This is a genomic window from Butyrivibrio sp. ob235 (assembly GCF_900109475.1).
Classification (GTDB): domain Bacteria; phylum Bacillota; class Clostridia; order Lachnospirales; family Lachnospiraceae; genus Butyrivibrio.
This window is the reverse complement of sequence record NZ_FOBE01000042.1, coordinates 1-17,939: the sequence shown is the minus strand read 5'-3', so window position 1 is coordinate 17,939 and position 17,939 is coordinate 1. Positions and strand designations below refer to the sequence as shown.

General features: G+C 42.3%; 14 protein-coding genes. All 14 read right to left on the bottom strand.

Annotation, left to right across the window (positions count from 1 at the left end; translation table 11 throughout):
• Positions 1-25: 25 nt before the first annotated feature.
• Positions 26-955 carry a glycosyltransferase family 2 protein gene (locus BMW61_RS19680; protein WP_091825511.1) on the bottom strand — a complete coding sequence of 310 codons (930 nt, stop codon included), beginning with the start codon at positions 953-955 and terminating at the stop codon, positions 26-28.
• 69 nt (positions 956-1,024) lie between these two features.
• Entirely contained in the window at positions 1,025-2,116 is a 1,092-nt protein-coding gene (locus BMW61_RS19675; RefSeq protein ID WP_242876842.1) for an LCP family protein, read from the bottom strand.
• Positions 2,117-2,195: 79 nt separating this feature from the next.
• Positions 2,196-3,599: an undecaprenyl-phosphate glucose phosphotransferase gene (locus BMW61_RS19670; RefSeq protein ID WP_022763157.1), complete on the bottom strand. Its 1,404-nt coding sequence runs from the start codon at positions 3,597-3,599 to the stop codon at positions 2,196-2,198.
• A gap of 63 nt (positions 3,600-3,662) precedes the next feature.
• Complete coding sequence (locus tag BMW61_RS19665) at positions 3,663-4,649, bottom strand: glycosyltransferase family 2 protein (RefSeq protein WP_091825504.1); 987 nt, start codon at positions 4,647-4,649, stop codon at positions 3,663-3,665.
• A gap of 21 nt (positions 4,650-4,670) precedes the next feature.
• Positions 4,671-6,053 (bottom strand): glycosyltransferase, encoded by a 1,383-nt coding sequence (locus BMW61_RS19660; RefSeq protein WP_091825501.1) that lies wholly within the window; start codon positions 6,051-6,053, stop codon positions 4,671-4,673.
• A 76-nt stretch (positions 6,054-6,129) separates the two neighbouring features.
• Positions 6,130-7,869, bottom strand: coding sequence for a phospho-sugar mutase (locus BMW61_RS19655; protein WP_091825498.1), 1,740 nt, complete (start codon positions 7,867-7,869; stop codon positions 6,130-6,132).
• 73 nt (positions 7,870-7,942) lie between these two features.
• A complete protein-coding gene (locus BMW61_RS19650; RefSeq protein ID WP_091825496.1) occupies positions 7,943-10,006 on the bottom strand; it encodes a glycosyltransferase family 2 protein in 2,064 nt (687 codons plus the stop codon).
• On the bottom strand, positions 10,006-12,090 hold the full coding sequence (locus tag BMW61_RS19645) for a glycosyltransferase family 2 protein (RefSeq protein WP_091825493.1): 2,085 nt from the start codon (positions 12,088-12,090) through the stop codon (positions 10,006-10,008). Before BMW61_RS19645 ends, BMW61_RS19650 begins: the two co-directional genes overlap by 1 nt.
• A gap of 28 nt (positions 12,091-12,118) precedes the next feature.
• Positions 12,119-14,245 (bottom strand): class I SAM-dependent methyltransferase, encoded by a 2,127-nt coding sequence (locus BMW61_RS19640; RefSeq protein ID WP_091825490.1) that lies wholly within the window; start codon positions 14,243-14,245, stop codon positions 12,119-12,121.
• Between the two features lie 3 nt (positions 14,246-14,248).
• Complete coding sequence (locus BMW61_RS19635) at positions 14,249-15,598, bottom strand: ABC transporter ATP-binding protein (RefSeq protein ID WP_091825488.1); 1,350 nt, start codon at positions 15,596-15,598, stop codon at positions 14,249-14,251.
• Positions 15,599-15,636: 38 nt separating this feature from the next.
• Positions 15,637-16,656, bottom strand: a complete 1,020-nt coding sequence (locus tag BMW61_RS19630) for an ABC transporter permease (RefSeq protein ID WP_022763149.1) — start codon at positions 16,654-16,656, stop codon at positions 15,637-15,639.
• The gene (gene rfbC / locus BMW61_RS19625) at positions 16,656-17,222 is read right to left on the bottom strand and encodes a dTDP-4-dehydrorhamnose 3,5-epimerase (protein WP_022763148.1); all 567 of its coding nucleotides are present in this window, start codon (positions 17,220-17,222) and stop codon (positions 16,656-16,658) included. The genes BMW61_RS19630 and rfbC overlap by 1 nt, the downstream gene beginning before the upstream one ends.
• Positions 17,223-17,245: 23 nt before the next feature.
• Positions 17,246-17,572: a hypothetical protein gene (locus tag BMW61_RS19620; protein WP_022763147.1), complete on the bottom strand. Its 327-nt coding sequence runs from the start codon at positions 17,570-17,572 to the stop codon at positions 17,246-17,248.
• The coding region (locus BMW61_RS19615) for a sugar phosphate nucleotidyltransferase (protein ID WP_242876722.1) at positions 17,562-17,939 on the bottom strand (378 nt) is incomplete at its 5' end. The genes BMW61_RS19615 and BMW61_RS19620, both read right to left, overlap by 11 nt.

Here is a 17,939-nt window from a genome sequence, read left to right as displayed (position 1 = left end):
AATAATTCCCCCTAAAACATTTCGATTACTTATCCCAATAAGCCTTATTTAACGAGCAGGCTCTTACAAGGCCCTTGGGCAGTCTCTTATATCTTCTTCCCATCCTGTAGCCCACAAATCTGAACCCGCACATTATCACATAATGCGGCACAAGATAAAACTTTCCGATGTGCTCGAAATGTCTGATGGTGTCCCTCACCATCCTTTTTCCTTCAGACTCCGATTTTATACCTGCGAATATTTCAGGATGATCCGTCTGTGACACTCCGAGGTCAAAATTCCGATGGAACTGCTGCGCGCAGGAGTAGTTGTGTGAATGTATCACTCCCGCTTCAGGCACATAGCATATTGCATATCCCTGATACATAGCATTACCGGCGTATACCATATCCTCATTGAAAATTGCTTTATGTAAAAAGCCGCCCACCTTATCGAAAACATCTCTTCTGTACATTGCACATACATTAGAGCAGAAAAATGTCTTGATGCCCAGTTTAGGCAGATCCTTGATAGTCTTCTTCATAGCAACGGTCGGATAATTAAACTTTCTGGAATACCGCTCAGCGAGATTGCAATCAGACTTGGGATACTGTCTTGCATATGCCGCAGCAACCTGCGGATCTTCGAGAGCCTTGACCAGATTGGATATAAGCGAAAGATCTCTTGGCACAGCATCCTGAGTAATCATCAAAAAGAGATCGGCTTTAGACATACTGACTCCAAGATTCCTCGTTTCACCATGGTCAAATTCTTTTTTTGAAATATGATGGACCACAATATTATCGTATTTATTTATTGTGTCCATCGCATCTTTTCTTTCAACCAGATAATGCTTTTCTGTATTTACAATGATGATCTTTTCCGGTCTGTACGCCTGCTTCTCAAGCTCATCAATAAGCATCGAAAGCTCTGCTCCCGGTTTATAGGTTGGAATAATTACATCTACTGTCTGCATCTGTACCCTTTTTTATCACAAAGAAAAATTAAGCCCCGGCTGATACCGGGGCCACGTTTCGTAAGTCGTTTATCTGTCAATATACTCATCTGTATCAGCAGCGATTTTCTGACTATACTCTTGTACGCTCGGTGATACTTCATATTCAGTATCATCGAATAAAAATTCATGAAGCCACTTTACATTTGAAGCAAGGTCTTCAGGGACTACGCAACTTCCCTTTTTACCAATTGTGCCTGTTGCTCTCATGCTTGAGGTCGGGAATCCATCACTTGATACTACATTGTAGTTGGTGATATTACCCAAAAGTTTAATAATATCCTGAAGATCCAGAGAAGTATAGGTCTCTCCAAATATCTTGCTGGCTACATCCTCCAGTTCGGGAAGACTGATGGTCTTAGCCTTGGTCAAAATAGCCATAAGGACAGTTCTCTGTCTCTCTGCTCTTCTGAAGTCATCTCCGGCAGTATATCTGATACGGCAATATGCTGTAGCCTGAAGTCCGTTAAGAGTCTGCATTCCTGTCTGTGTAACGGGTGTATATTTAAGGCCCAGCTCCTCTGCCATTGTGGACTGGTAGTTATTGAGGTGAGTAATCTCGTTCTCTTCAATAACAATATCAACTCCGCCAAGCTCATCAATAACATCAGTAAGTCCGCCAAAACCAATAGTAACAAAATCAGTAATATCCATATCAAGATTCATGTTCAACATGGAAATTGCCTGCTGGGGACCGCCCTTCGCATATGCAACATTACACTTGTTGTAAGTATCATTACTCAGGTTAAGATATGTATCACGATAAACCGATGCCAGTCTGATCTCACCATTCTCATTGTTAATTGAAGCGATAATGATGGTATCACTTCTGGTGTTCTTATCAAGATCACCTTCACGTGAATCTACACCGAAGAGTGCCAGATTAGTATATCCGGTCATCTGCTCATTCTCTTCAACTCCGGTATTAACACTCTCAGCAATTACTTCCTCATCAAGGTTTACTTTACCAACCTTGTCAACCTTCATTTTGCCAAATAAGGTCCATACAATAAAAAGAAGTATAAGCAGAACAACAATCTCAACACCAAAAATAATAAGTGCCCGCTTTGTGTTCTTCTTTCTGCCTCTTCTGCCTGAGTTTCCACTCCTGCGATTCGACATATCAAAAATCTCCTTATAATTTATGTTTTCCAATGTCCTATTTTGCCATAAAAACATAAATTATACAAGCAAAAGGTCATCAATAGGCATTCTTATTGATAAACCCATGAAAGATCGTTCCTATCAGAATTCTGACATCAAATTCCATAGTCCAGTTTTCAATATAATAAATATCGTACTCGATTCGCTTTCTAATAGAAGTGTCGCCTCTGTAGCCATTAATCTGTGCCCATCCGGTAAGTCCGGGGCGCACCTGATGCTTAACCATATAGCGGGGGATGTCCTGTCTGAACTTCTCAACAAACTGCGGGCGTTCCGGTCTTGGTCCTATCAGCGACATATCGCCAATCAGAATATTAAATAACTGCGGAAGCTCATCGATACTGTGCGATCTCAAAAATCTTCCGATAGGTGTAACCCTTGGATCATCCTTTGTTGTCCAGGCCTTCTTCTCGGATTTCTCAGACTGCATCTCCATGGTTCTGAATTTATACATCATAAATTTCTGACCGTGAAGCCCCACTCTCTCCTGTTTGAAAATTATCGGCCCCGGGCTTGAAAGCTTAACAGCTATAGCAGCTGCCAGCATAACCGGAGAAAAAATAATCATGCCGAAAAGAGCCCCAATAATATCGGTAACTCTCTTAACAAAAACATTAAATCCATTGGTAAGAGGTACATATCTTATATTGATAACAGGAAGTCCAAGGATATCTTCTGTATATGGATTACTTGGGAAAAGACTGGTGTAATCCGGAATAAACTTTGTATGTATTCCTGACTTTTCACAAATATCAACAAGATCCTCAAGTCTGTCATATCTGTCCAGCGGAAGCGTAATTGTTATTTCGTCGTACTCGTTTTCACGAATATAATCCGTAAGTTTGCTGATCTTAGCTATTACCTTTACTCCGTGATAGGTAGTTCCAAGCGGAACTACATCATCAAGTATTCCCGAAACAACATATCCCCACTGCGGATTATTATTTATTCTGCTGATGTAACCTTCAGCGGTTCTGGAATATCCTACAAGCAATATGTGTTTAAGGTTATAACCCTTTCGTCTGAAATATTTAAGGATCCTTCTCAAAAGCACCCTGGAAATACTCATCAGAAACACATTGATAACCGAGAACATCGCGATCATAGTTCTCGAGAAATCCGGTTGATTTATCATGTACAGTACAACGATAAATCCTATAAAACCAATCAAATTGGCCTTTAAGATATTATATAGTTCATGCCTTATCCTTGTCGCACGGCGGGGCATATACAGGTTCACCATATTGTACAGAACCATATATGCAGGCACCAAAAAATAGAGGGCAGTAAAGTATGTCCCCATTGAAAGGTAGCCTCCCTCCGGCTTCGAAATCGGTGATTCGAATTTCAAATAGAAAGCCAGCATATAGGAACAGGCTACAATAATGCCGTCCCCAACGACGTGCAGCATGTTCAGATTTTTCTGGTTGTCTTTTATCATATCTATAATATTTTATAACATTTCATAGTGAAAAACAAAAAGTCTTTGAAATTTTACTACATTTTAACCCACAAATCTACGGACAACGTTAATAAGAAGTTCCAGCTCCAAAACAACATAATTAAGCAGGTTCTTCTTTTTAAACAAGACCTTTCTGTTTTTTCCCTTGGAAATCTTTTTTAATCCTCCCAGAAGTCCCAGAAAATAAGCTTTTCCGAGACCTTTTTTTGAAAAATATATCTGTTTTACGATTATGCCCGCAAGTAAAAGCGGCAGATTTATCAGAATCTGCAGTGCAGGCATATTCTTGTATATCATATAAAGGTTATTAGCGGCTGTAAGTTCTTCCTTGAATTCGTTATATCTTGATCCGCTTGTTCCACTGCCGGCGTGATACACCACGGCAGTAGGCTCATAAAGATTCTTATAGCCGTATATTCTGGCTCTGTAACCGACATCCACATCCTCAAGATAGCAGAAATGCTCTTCGTCAAAGCCTCCTATCTCTGAAAAAATCGATTTTCTGTAGATGGCAGCTCCAGCACAGGCTGAAGTCACAGCAACCCTTTTTGCATAGCTGCTGCCGTCCTTATCCCTTCCGGGTGAAAATGCCCAGCCAAGGGCACAGTACAGATCCCCGCTGTCGTCAATGTTATGCGGCTCTTTCATCTGCAACATCTTTGCACCTACAGAGAAAACCTTATCGTTTTTACTGATAGCTGAAAGCAGCCTTTCGGTCATTCTCTCTTCTGCTACAGTATCATTGTTAAGCAGCAGAACATATTCCGTTTCGGAAAGTTCTATTCCGACATTTACCGCATTCGCAAAACCTGTGTTTTCAGATAGCTCATGAATAGTTACATCCGGATAACAGCCGCTGTGTTTTTCCATAGATTTTCTCAGCGTTTTAATACCTTCATCGGTAGAGCCATTGTCCACAACTATTATCGGTGCTGCCATTGTCTGCTTTTTCAGACTTCTAAGGCAGGCATCAAGAAACCTGGCACCATTATAATTGGGTATAACTATTGTCACTTTATTATCTGCCAAAATTCATTCCTCTTATAACGATCAGATTGTTGTCTCGTAATTCGGATCCCAAAGCACTTTATATCCAAGCTGCCTTACAGCCTGTCCGAAACGAATACATTTGTCCCTCAGTTCCTCTTCAGTACCCAGCGAGGTAACATCTATAGCCTTCCCTTCCAGGGTCATATCATAGGGAATTCCGAATATCTGCTTATAAAGATCAAGCAGATCACTTCTTATCCTCATACATCTGATATCTACTGCATCCGTATCCTGCTCAAGAACTGCCAGATGCTGCAGCCCTCCGCTGAAGCCTCTCGGAAGATCCTTATATCTTACTTTTCCGTCTGCGCGGTAATTGCCGCCGATAAGAGTTCCGTTTTTATCCGTGATTCTTCCGCCAATTACTCCGATATCCTTTCTGGCTTCAAGAATGTCATCATAACTGACACGATAAAACCCAACATGCTTAAGATGCGATACTGTTGCCTTAATTCCGCTGGCCTTCAGAAAGTCTCTTAAGGCCCTGGCACCGGCCTCATAGGCGTACATCTTACTCTGCGGATTACCTGAAGTAGAACCGTCATGGCTTCTCCAATGATAAAGCACTTTGGGAATATGAACTATCTGCTTTTCATAATCAGAGCTCCACATGATTCTTCCTACTGCTCTGAGGAACAGATCATAGTCCTGAGCACCGTCATATTCTCCTCTGAATCTACAGGTATGAATTACATCGGATCTTATTGTAGTAAAATGACAGATGTAATTATTTGACATAAAAAGATCGGGATTAAATTTCTTTTTCCTGTGATAGTCAAAAAACCTGGTCCCGTCAGCATTGCACTTATCCTCATCAGAATAGATAAGTCTCGGATAATTCTTTATCGCAGCTATCGCAACCTCACAAAGAGCATCCTTTGTAAGGACATCATCGTGATCAAGCAGCGCCATATAGTCTCCTCTTGACGCATCAAGAGCAGCATTTGAATTTTCAGATATTCCGGCGTTGGACTTAAGGCAAATATGCCTTATTCTGCCATCTACTCCGGAGTAACTCTCGATTATATCGGTTAAAGGATAAATAGCTTTACCCTTTGAGACCACCGGAGCCTCTGCAAGAATAAGCTCCCACTTTCCGTAGGTCTGATTCTTGACGGATTCTATCATCTCTTTAAAGAACTCCCTGTCCGTGTTGTAACAGGGCACAAGAATGCTTATCAAAGGAAGCATTCTTGATTTTTCGGCGTTATTTAATAAAGCACGATACCACTTCCTCTGTTTCTCAAGTTCCTCCTCAGTGGGCTCTTTATATAAGTAATTCTCATCCCTCTGATTACGGAGTCTCTCCATGGCAGCGACAACCGCACTTCCTACGCCGTTTCTTCTCGCATATGATATTGTCTTTCTAATATTATTGATCATGCTAAGCTAAAGTATTTGATAAGAATAGGGCTGTCAGGCAAACTGACAGCCCTTTTTAACAAGTTTTCTTTTGTAATTAATCGATAAGAGCTTTAACAGCTGCTGTGAGTTCATCCTGCTTCTTAGCAGCATCCTCAAGGCTGGTACCCTTAACGCCCATATAGAACTTGATCTTAGGCTCTGTTCCGGAAGGACGTGCGCAGCACCATGAATCGTTATCCAGTGCAAAATAGAGTACGTTGGACTCCGGAAGACCGGTCTTACCCTTTTCTCCTGTCTGAGGGTTAACTGTCTCTCCTGTCTTGTAATCACGGAATTCCTCAACAGTCCATACGCCGAAGTTCTTAGGCGGATTATTTCTGAGCTTATCCATAAGAGCAGCTATCTCCTTAGCGCCCTCAAGGCCCTTCATTGTTATGGAGTACTGGCCTTCCTTGTAGTAGCCGTAATCCTCATACATATCAATCATAGCATCCCAAAGAGTCTGGTTGTTCTTCTTGCAGAACGCAGCTACTTCACAGAGCATCATAACAGCAACGATTGCATCCTTATCGCGTGCATGTGTTCCGGCAAGACAGCCATAGCTCTCCTCGAGACCGAATACATAATTGTATTCCTGATTATTCTCCTCAAAGAGTCTTATCTGCTCACCGATATACTTGAAGCCTGTAAGAACTTCAATGTAGTGAAGACCATATTTCTCAGCAACGCGTCTTGCCATATTTGTTGTAACGATGGTTGTGACGAATGCAGGTCTCTCAGGCATAGTGCCTGTAGCCTTTCTCTCACGAAGGATATATTCTCCTATAAGCATTCCGGACATATTTCCTGTGAAAGGAACGTACTCTCCGGTCTTAGTATCCTTTGCATATACTCCAAGTCTGTCCGCATCGGGATCTGTTGCAAGAACGATGTCTGCATCCTTCTCTTTCGCAAGCTCAAGAGCAAGCTTGAATGCTTTGGGATCCTCGGGATTAGGATAATCAAGAGTTGTGAAATCAGGATCCGGAAGTTCCTGCTCAGGAACTATATACACATTCTTAAAGCCAAGCTCAGCAAGAACTCTCTTTACGGGAACAAGTCCTGTTCCGTGGAAAGGTGTATATACAACTGTAAGCTTCTCAGCCATCTCCTTGATAGCATCAAGGTGAATAATCTGCTTTTTAAGCTCTACCATGTACGCATCATCTATATCTTTTCCGATGATCTCATAAAGGCCTGCCTTCATGGCATCGTCCTTAGACATGGTCTTAACATCGTTGTAGTCAGTAATAGCTTTAACTTCTGAAATAATACCTGTATCATGAGGCGGAGTAACCTGAGCACCATCCTCCCAATAAGCCTTATATCCGTTGTATTCCGGCGGGTTGTGGCTGGCTGTTATCATAACGCCCGCAATACATCCAAGCTTTCTTAATGCAAATGAAAGCTCGGGAGTAGGTCTGAGCTCATCAAACACATAAGCCTTAATGCCGTTTGCTGCAAGGCATCTTGCTGTCTCATCAGCAAATTCGGGTGAAAATCTGCGGCAGTCGTAGGAAATTGCAACGCCTCTCTTAGCGCCGTCAGCTCCACCGTTTTTCTTAATATAATTTGCGAGACCCTGTGTCGCTTTGCGGACAACATACTTGTTCATACGGTTTGTGCCTGCTCCGATGACACCTCTAAGACCACCGGTACCAAACTCAAGCTCCTGATAGAACCTGTCCTGAACCTCTTTCTCGTCATTTCTGATAGCCAATAACTCGTTTTTTGTATCCTCATCAAAGTAAGGATCGTTCAACCAATACTCAAGCTGTTTTGAAACTTCACTCATCTTTATCCTCCTTCAAATGTGAGGTTATCCCCTCAACATATTTAGTTAATCATTCCTAACTCCAAAAGTCAAATTATGCATCGCGCAAACTGCTGTAGCCTTCAACATTCAGAGAGAAATCGCTTCTGTCCAGAGAAAAATTTGGATTATAGTAAGGATCACCCTTATCAAGGACTTCCTTCCATTTTGCACGAAAATGCTCAGATTCCGCATCATATCTCTTTGCATTCTCGCCCTCCAGGTCAAGTCCTCTGGATGCGGATTCAAAATGATACATTTCCGCAAAAGGAGTAAATATATTGAGATATCCTTTTTCCCTCAGTTTAAGACAGAAATCCACGTCATTTAATGAAACTCTGAATCCCTCATCAAATCCTCCGACTTCATCGTACTTCTTTCTTGATACCATAAGGCAGGCGCCTGTGACAGCTGAGACATTCTGTGCATAGCACAGTCTTCCCATATATCCAAGATTCATTCCTTCCTGTCCGTAGTGGCAGTGGCCGGCTGTTCTGTGTGCTCCAAGCCTCAGTACGATACCGGCGTGCTGAATCTTTCTATTGGGGAAATAGAGTTTTCCACCAACAGCTCCGACATCTGCACGCTGCGCGTACATGAGCAGTTCCTCCATCCAATTAACGGTAATAACCTGTGTATCATTATTTAGAAGCAGGATGTAATCACCTGTCGAATGCTTAACACCGTAATTCACCACCGCAGAATAATTAAACGGTGGCTTTGATCCGTCTTCATTCAGGTTATTCTTATCCTCATAATAATCAACAATCTTTAGAACAGAGCTCATGGCTCCGTTTCTGAGCTCATCGTAATAGCTCTTTATTTCCTTTGAGGTACTTCCGTTCTCTACAACAATAATCTCATAATTGTCATAGGTCGATTTTTCATATATCGAATCAAGGCACCTCTTCAAATCCTCCATGTGCTCACAAGTGGGGATTATTATAGAAATCTTGGGCATGCCCTCAACTTCATAGGCGATCTTGAAAATCGTCTCAAACGCTCTGGTACTGGTTATCTTAAAGTGTTCATAACCATGTCTTCTAAGATGATCTGCCACAGCGCCTCTGGCTGCATCAATAGCATAGCTCTTGGCGCTGATGTCCGATGCCACACTACCCGCATGAGATCTCCAATAATACAGAAGTCTCGGGATATGAACTATATGCTCTGCAGCGTCCGTAAGCCTCAAGATCATATCATGATCCTGACTTCCGTCGAATTTCGATCTGAAAAGTTCTGTGCCGTCAAGGAGTGATCTCTTGAATACACTGAAATGGCAGATATAATTATTTGCTCTCAGATTATCAGGCGCATAATCAGGCTTAAAGTGCATCGTTATCATGTGATCAATGCTCTTACCTGAAAAAGTGGCTTCATCACAGTAAAGATAGTCCGCATTCTCATCATTGATAGCTTTGACATAGTAATACAGAACTTCGGGATGAAGAATATCATCATGATCAAGAAGTCCTATGTACTCACCCGACGCAAGCTTAAGGCACTCATTTGTATTACCTGAAATTCCTGTATTCTTCTCAAGTCTGTGATAAAGAATACCGGCACCGTCGGCTTCTCCGCGCCCGGCTCTTTCGTCCTTCTGATATTCTTTGACAATCTCTTCTACATAGCCATGCTCTGCATCTGAGCCATCAGCAAGGCAAAGCTGCCAGTTTGTATACGTCTGGTTAAGAACAGACTCTATCATATCCCTGAGGAAATTCTCGGGAGTGTTGTAAAGAGGAACCAGAATACTGATAAGCGGCATCTTTTCAAATCTGGCATTTCTCTCTGTTGCAATTGTCTCCTCAGAAGGAAAACTTTCGGTTCCATAGTGAACCTTCGCCTTACGCTCAATCTGCTTATATTTAAGCTTGGCAATAACTCCCCTTACTGATCCTGCATTTTTCACACGGTCCTTCTGCCTTATAACGAAATGCATTACATTTCTTGCGGGAGTACTTGCCTTCCAGATTGGATTGGATTTAATCCTGTTAAGCTTAAACTCAAGCTCCTGATTCTTATCTTCAAGGTCAGCCACTCTCTGCGCAAGATCTGCACTTTTAAGCTTTTCTTTCTCATATGCTGTTTTAAAATCAAAATCTGTATTTTCAGTCATTATTTCACCTTAAGTAAATTGGGCACCCAGTTTATGAGTTTCAAACTACCCGTCTGGTCAAGGGCAGCCATTCCCACCTGATAATAACCAGGGTCAAGTTTCCCGGGAGCAATCCTCACCTTATAGCCGGTAAGGTCAACATCTATCTGATCCTGTAATCTCAGTTTAATATCCGGTCTGTACCAGGTATAAACAGGCATACTGTATACAACAGAAGATGCCGGTCTTGCACCTTCATCAGACCTCTCTACCTGCCTGAGAACGAGTCTTCTTTCAAAAAATGCATTATCTGAGCCAATTACAAAGCTGTAGCCCTTAACAAAATATCCGTCTACCACATCGCCGTCTCTGACGCCGTACATCCAATTCTCCATGGTTCCGGCATACTCAACTCCGACTCTGAGGCAGGCATCCTCTCTGGCCTCGGCGAACCCATTCTCATGCACCTTGATATTATGGAAAGGAATATCAAGTACCGGAGTAAAGTCCTCACACGGAATTATGGCGCTTATGGTCTCATCATCAGTAAGGTACTGACTGTAAAAAGGATCATGGTTATAAAAACCGGGATGCCTTTTCATAAGTACCTCATACTCTGCAGCAAGGCGCTCCATCTTCTTCATATCAAGAGTATCAAGGCCTCTGCTCAGGGACTCATGATGATAGAGGCTTATGTGGTTGCAGCAGACATTATAATATCCCTTCTGGAATACGCTGTAGCAAAGATCCACATCATTAAAAGCAACCGGAAGTTCTTCCGGGAAGCCGCCAACCTCATTAAACTTCTCGCGGCTGAGCATCAGACATGCTCCCGTCGCTCCTATCAGATTATGAATCCCTCTGTTAAATCCAAAGTAATGCGACTTCTGATCATGCATTTTCTGGAGCTTATGCACAGGGCCGAGTCTGACATTAGTAATTCCGGCATGCTGAATAAGATCGGAGTCCGGATAGAGAAGCTTAGCACCCACAACTCCGACATGACGAAGCTGTGCCTGAGAAAGCATCTCTCGCATCCACCCATCCTGTGTAGCCTCGATATCATCGTTAAGGAAAAGGAGATACTCTCCTCCCGACCTTGTCGCACCGCGGTTACACATATGAGAAAAATTAAACTCTTCTACTTTATATAAATAGGAAATATTTGTTAATCCGTTTACTTTGTCAATTTGATTAATATATGAACCGTATCTTACACGATTATAAGCACTGCTGCCGTTGTCCACTATTACAATCTCATATTTGATACTCTTCTCATGAGTTGTATTAACAATGGATTTCATGCACTGATATAGAATTTCAGGATGATCCTTTGTCGGAATTATAATGCTGACCGTTGCCGGCTTCATCAGCATATGTCTTGAATTATGAAAACTTCTTCCGTAAAAAACATCCGTATCCGGATTTCTGTGGAACAGAATCTCTCCTATATGCCCTATCGGAAATTCCGTTCCCTGTCTCTTTCCGAATGCTCTCTCTTCTATGGCAAGCATACAGAAAAGAACGTCGGCCGAAAGCATGCTTGCTTCACGCCCCACCGCTTCGGGTGAATTCTTCTTTACTCCTGTCGTTCCGCCGAGCATTCTAAGAGCATTATCATACTCGGAAGCCGCTGCTTCATATGTATTTGCCCTGCATGCAAATACACTTCCGATATAAAATGCATTAAGATACGTATCCGGCGACCAGTCCGGCTTAAAATACGGATGACCGTATTTGCCTCTTCCGACCATCTCATCCTCATCGCCATACGCGACATTGATTTCCGGATGAGCCTGAAAGTATCGCCTGATATTCTCTACAGCATGTCCGGCAAGCCTTCCTTTGGGGCTCACGAAAATAAGGATCGTCTCAGCAGTAGCCGTTGGGTCTGCCTCTCTCCACACCTTAGTGTAGGAAACAACCTCCGTTACAAGCTGAAGTCTCCCAGTGACCTCATAAGCGCTCCCCCCTGATACATAAATGGGATGCTTCTCCTGCTTGTGCTCCCAGATGTTATAGGCATTTTTACATTCCTTAACTTTACTCTGGTAGCCTCTTTTTCTGTTGTTGATAAGAAAATTCTTTGCAATCTCTTTCAGCATCTCTTACTGCCCTGTTCCGGGCTTCCCCTTATTTGGAAAGAAGTTTTTTCTTAATCTTGCGAAAAAATTCTCCCTTCTCCTCTTCGTTCTCATCAGTGGTAACTCTGAGTGAGTCCTCCAAAGCCACCGCTGTTTCCTTTGGAATAAGAGTTGTCATCATTGTTACCCTAAGATGGTTTTCCCTCTTTTTTTCAACTCTGTTATCCGCAAAGCCAAATTCAATATTAGGATCATCTGTTCCGAATACAATACTGTCCTCGGATATCCAGGAGCCGTTCGGATGAATTGAGATGAAGGCTTCTCCCTCCTCGACCGAAACATCATTCCAGACAACCTGCTTTATCGTTACAATACAACATGCAAATGCGGGATCAATTCTGATATTCTGCACATGATCGTTGCATTCGATATCAATTGTAACTTCATTGTGCTCATCATAGGTCTCATCAGGGAAAATGGAGTCATCTTCACTGTATCCGTCTCCCTCATCCACATATACCTGGATTTCCTCGGCACTTCTGGCCGTATCGCTGCTTCCGGCAAGTTCCTTCGGAACAATGGCGGTCCTTCCTATTGACTTCCACAATTCTACAGATGATTTTCTTCTACCGGTTACATACTTCTGGAAGTCCGCCTCCTCACTAAGAAGGCCCTTTATTTCCTCGTCAGTAAGTCCAATCTGTTCATACAGAGCCTTTACATCGAGCTTATCACGGCTTCTGTCCTCAAGCATATATCCGTAAAGAGCTCTGAATGCTAACTCCTTAGGCGGAATGCATTTTCCGTAAGTCCACTCATAATCTATGATAGTCCAGATAGGTCCGTTAACAAGAATATTCGGGAAAATAAGATCATAATCCGTAACCGGATAATCAGGTCTGTAGCCGATTCTTCTCATATATTCTCTAAACAGAGCGTTAAAGGAATCCATATCATCCGATTCCAGACACGCGTCAAAAAGTGCTGTCAAAGGAATTCCGTTAACATATGAAAACATCGCACATCTCGACTTCTCATCAAGCTGGCAGTCATTAACCTCAAGGTCTCCGCCCCTGTATCTTTCACGAAGTGCATAGTATGCATCCTGCATACCGAAAATATGGTCCTCTGCTGCCTCGGTAAGAGGGTATTTCTTGATAAGCTTTCTTCCGAGCTTATCGATTGTAATATCAGTTCTTATCTTGAACTCATCTGCACGGTCGTTTGAATACTTACAGTAAACAGTATCGAAACCGGGACCTAAAATAACTTCGAAGGAATTGGCGAATTCACCATACATCCCATCATTTATAAGACACTCATATGCTCTTTTTTCATTAAACAAAAGGAGTCTGTCTCTATCGTAATTACGAACATTATCCTGCAATTCTCCGTATGCCGGGAGATATTTGTCTGAATGGAGAGATGTCATCAGTTTGTAGTCCGGATAAGGATAATAGAAATGGTAATCCTTTATGCCGCACTTCTTAAAAATACGAATCAGACCATTTCTGGTAAAAGTTCTCGCTACAGAATCCTTGGAATAGCCCTCAATTCCGTCAAAGTATCCTCCGAGGTGATCCTCCGGTGCTCCGGCGAAATACTTAAGACCTATCCTGTTCTCGATGGCAATTACTATTCGTCCGTTCGCCTTAAGGTGCTTTTGAAGCATCGTAAGGAAGTTCTCATACGGATTCTCCGTTCCGATATAGCCCTGTCCATACTCAAACACACCAATAAGGAAAATAAAATCAAAATTGTCGGGAAGATCAGGCTCAATATCCCTGAAATTTCCTACATGAATGGTGACGTTGTCACATTCGGAATTTCTTGTGGCATTAATCTCACTTCTTCTTCTCGAAAGATCACAGGCGATAACCTCTCCTGCCTTCTCAGAAAGCATGCCGGTAATGGCGCCGCATCCGGCACCTACCTCAAGAACCTTTTCCTTTCCTGTCATGGGAATCCACTCTACAATATTGCTTCTAAGCTCAGAGAGGTGATACAAAATAGGCCAGCTTGCCTTCTTCTCAATTATTTCAGGATACTCTTCCTTCTTGTGTTTCCTGACTATATCGAAGATTTCCTTCTCAATCGGCCCGTCACTGTATAGATCCAGTCCGGCATAATGCTTGAAATTCAGTTTTACATTCCCAATAAATACTTCTTCCTGCATGTCTTATTCCTTTTTAGCATCGGTTACACTGACCGTCGATTCCATATCGACATATCCGACGGTGTTCTTATCGGAAACAACCGTGATATTCAGCGCATCATAAAGTCGGTGGTATACTACAAAATCATCCTGTTCAAATCCTGTTACCCCGAAGGAAACAAGATACTCCCCTCCCTGCAAAAGCATTCTCTGCGTGAAAGTGATCTCTTTTTCATCACCCTCATGAACAGGCTCCAGGAACGCTTTTTCAACCATAGAATTTGTTCCGGTAATCTCTATTCCCATAATGTTTTTTATGGTATAAGCGAATATCGGAGCACTAATGTCTCTGAGGAACTTAACCTTCATGTATATGGTGAATTCTGTTCCTTTTATTACTGAATTTGTCCTAAGTCCCTTTGAATCGGTAGCAAAGAACTCTGTAATCTTTGCTCCATTATTTCCGTATTCCAGAAGCTCGGGATTTTCCATCTCATTTTGCGCATCGGATTTTTCTTCCTTGGGCGCACTCTTTGCGGCATCACCATTTTTAGCAGCATCTGCCTTTTTCCCTGCAGCCTCTCTTATGTCCTCATCCTCAAGAAGGGACTTAAAGTCATTTTCGGGAAGCGGATACTGTCCAACCAGTACCTGCTTATATATATCAATCATTTTCTTGGGTGTTCCCTCTCCGAGAATAACACCCTGGTTAAGAAGAACCGCTCTGTCACAATACCTGCTTATAGTCGAGAGGTCATGTGATACAAAGAGAATCGTCTTCCCCTGCTTTTTAAATTCCTCAAATTTGTGATAACACTTCGCCTGGAAAAATACATCGCCAACAGAAAGTGCCTCATCTACAATAAGTATCTCGGGATCGATGTTTATGGCAACAGCAAATGCAAGTCGCACAAACATACCGCTCGAATAGGTCTTAACAGGCTGATAAACATAATCACCAATATCGGCGAATTCCAAAATGGAATCCATTCTGGCTTTGATCTCTTCCTCTGAGAAGCCTATCATCATACCGTTAAGGAAAATGTTATCTATTCCGTTGTACTCCAGATTAAAGCCGGCACCCAGCTCAAGAAGGGCTGAAATATGGCCATCCACTTCAACCGATCCGGAAGTCGGTGACAATACTCCTGTGATTATCTTAAGGATTGTCGATTTTCCCGAACCGTTAGTTCCGATAATTCCAATGGTCTCACCTTTTTTTACAGAGAGATTTACATGATTGAGAGCAAGGTGCTCCGTATAATCATTACCCTTTAGCAGACCAAGTGCATCCTTTAACCTGTCTGAGTTTTTACTATAAAGTTTATACATTTTAGTCAGGTCGGTAACCTGAATCGCTAAGTCTTTATCCATAAACCAAACTTTCCCGGTATATTTCTCCAGCTATTCCATCAGAGCACATCCGCAAAATGCGTTTTGGTGCGCTTAAATATCAAAGAACCTATGCAGAACAGTGCCACTACAACTATCCAGAAATAAGTACTTGAATAAAAATGCTCAAAGAACCACTCATTACCATACATCGAATTTCTGTATCCGTTTACGATGTACGTCATGGGGTTAAGCTTTATTATCCACTTAAGATTGTCGGGAAGCATATTTATATCCCACAATATCGGAGTTGCCCACTGGCCGACCTGAAGAACTATAGCCAGAATCTGTGTGAGGTCTCTGAAAAATACCACTACAGCACAGGTTGTATAGCATATGGAAAGAACCAGTATAAATTCACATATCGCATAATAAATGATCTGGATTGTATAAATCGTAGGATAGTAGCCATACATGCATGAAATAGCAATCATTACCCCCGCGAAAAATACATGAATAAAAAGAGCGGCTATTATTTTTATCAGGGGCAGTATACTGATCTTGAACAAAACCTTTTTAACCAGATAGTTATACTCAAGAAGAGCGGTCGTTCCGTTCATCAGTGCTTCATTAAAGAAAAACCACGGCACCAGACCCGTCGTAAGAAACAAAACATAGGGCACATCGATCTCGCCTGCTGCCATTGGCTTTTGCTTGAATATTCTGTCAAACACAAACCAATACATCAAAACAGTGACCACCGGCTGCACCAGTGCCCACACAATGCCCATATACGAGCCGGCATATCTCTTTTTAAAATCATTTACCGCCAGTCTCCGGATCAGCTTCCTCGAATTATAAAGCTCCACCGGCAAAACCATGAGCTTATCGTACCAGGCGGTAACGAGTATCATCGACATTACGATAAGTATGCATGCGCATATCTTCTTAAGCATCTCGGTATGCTGATCCGCAAGCACATTGGTGTGCAAAACGATGATCAGCATCAGAGCAATTGCTATCGTATAGAAAATGCCCAGCCCCACCTGCTTGGGAAGCTCACTTATAAAAGGCAGTTTATCTGTCTTTTCCTTTGCCATTATTTAACTCCGCGGTCTTTTTTATAATCTGAAAGTGTACCCCACTTTGTATCCTTATCGGAAAGTGTAAGCTCTGACTCATCCTCATAGGGCCACTCTACACCGATTTCGGGATCCTTGAACAAAATACCGCCCTCGTCATCGGGGTGATAGAAATCTGTGCACTTGTATGCAAATTCAGCATAATCGGACATTACCATAAAACCATGTGCGAATCCCTTGGGAATAAAGAACTGTTTCTTGTTCTCAGCCGAAAGGACTACTCCGAACCACTTTCCAAAAGTTGCAGAGCCTTCACGAAGATCTACCGCAACATCAAAAACCTCTCCCTTTATTGCACGAACAAGTTTATCCTGAGGAAAGTTCTTCTGAAAATGAAGGCCTCTCAGTACTCCCTTTTTGGAAGCCGACTGGTTATCCTGTACAAACTCCATGGGGATACCGATTTTCTCAAAATCCCTCTTGGAATATGTCTCCATGAAGTATCCTCTCTCATCACCGAAAACCTGAGGAGTGATAACCTTAAGTCCTTCAATCTCACATGTCTCAACCTGTAACTGTCCCATTTTATATTTGATCCTCCAAACTATTAATCTACATTTCCGCCTGATATTTCCGGATCCGCATTGGCCGGTACCGGAACATTATCCACCACTACTACAACGGACGGACGTTGCTCGCTTTTATCAAAAAAATCTCCGGCTGTAAGAAAGCCCTTAAGATTATCGCCAATCTGCTCTCCGTATTCGGTAGTAGATACTGCTTCCTCCGCCTGTGTGGCAACAGCCTCCGATTCACCTTCTGAACCAATCAGTGAATTTATGCGGTCTCTGTTTGCAGCATAAACAACCACCCCGATGAGAACAATCGTGGTAATAATCGCCAATATAGACAATCTAAACGCCTTAGAGTCCATTTGCTACCTCAACAAGATATTTGCCGTAGTCAGTCTTCATCAAAGGCTCAGCAAGTTTAAGAAGCTGCTCCTTATTGATGAATCCTCTCTTATATGCAATCTCTTCTATGCAGGATACATAGAGTCCCTGTCTCTTCTGGAATGCACATACGAAATCAGCAGCATCAAGAAGAGAGTCATGATTACCCGTATCAAGCCATGCAAAGCCTCGGCCCATAGTCTCAACACGAAGAGTACCTCTGCGAAGATACTCATTGTTAACACTTGTAATTTCAATCTCTCCTCTGGCTGAAGGCTTAACATTTTTTGCTATTTCAATTACGTCATTATCATAGAAATAGAGTCCCGGAACCGCATAATTGCTCTT

Excerpts from the sequence above, each read along its gene's own strand:
- BMW61_RS19680 (WP_091825511.1), bottom strand. The coding sequence starts at position 955 with ATGCAGACAGTAGATGTAATTATTCCAACCTATAAACCGGGAGCAGAG.
- BMW61_RS19635 (WP_091825488.1), bottom strand. The coding sequence starts at position 15,598 with ATGGATAAAGACTTAGCGATTCAGGTTACCGACCTGACTAAAATGTAT.
- BMW61_RS19655 (WP_091825498.1), bottom strand. The coding sequence starts at position 7,869 with ATGAGTGAAGTTTCAAAACAGCTTGAGTATTGGTTGAACGATCCTTAC.
- BMW61_RS19650 (WP_091825496.1), bottom strand. The coding sequence starts at position 10,006 with ATGACTGAAAATACAGATTTTGATTTTAAAACAGCATATGAGAAAGAA.
- BMW61_RS19620 (WP_022763147.1), bottom strand. The coding sequence starts at position 17,572 with ATGGACTCTAAGGCGTTTAGATTGTCTATATTGGCGATTATTACCACG.
- BMW61_RS19660 (WP_091825501.1), bottom strand. The coding sequence starts at position 6,053 with ATGATCAATAATATTAGAAAGACAATATCATATGCGAGAAGAAACGGC.
- rfbC (WP_022763148.1), bottom strand. The coding sequence starts at position 17,222 with ATGGGACAGTTACAGGTTGAGACATGTGAGATTGAAGGACTTAAGGTT.
- BMW61_RS19675 (WP_242876842.1), bottom strand. The coding sequence starts at position 2,116 with ATGTCGAATCGCAGGAGTGGAAACTCAGGCAGAAGAGGCAGAAAGAAG.
- BMW61_RS19640 (WP_091825490.1), bottom strand. The coding sequence starts at position 14,245 with ATGCAGGAAGAAGTATTTATTGGGAATGTAAAACTGAATTTCAAGCAT.
- BMW61_RS19670 (WP_022763157.1), bottom strand. The coding sequence starts at position 3,599 with ATGATAAAAGACAACCAGAAAAATCTGAACATGCTGCACGTCGTTGGG.
- BMW61_RS19645 (WP_091825493.1), bottom strand. The coding sequence starts at position 12,090 with ATGCTGAAAGAGATTGCAAAGAATTTTCTTATCAACAACAGAAAAAGA.
- BMW61_RS19630 (WP_022763149.1), bottom strand. The coding sequence starts at position 16,656 with ATGGCAAAGGAAAAGACAGATAAACTGCCTTTTATAAGTGAGCTTCCC.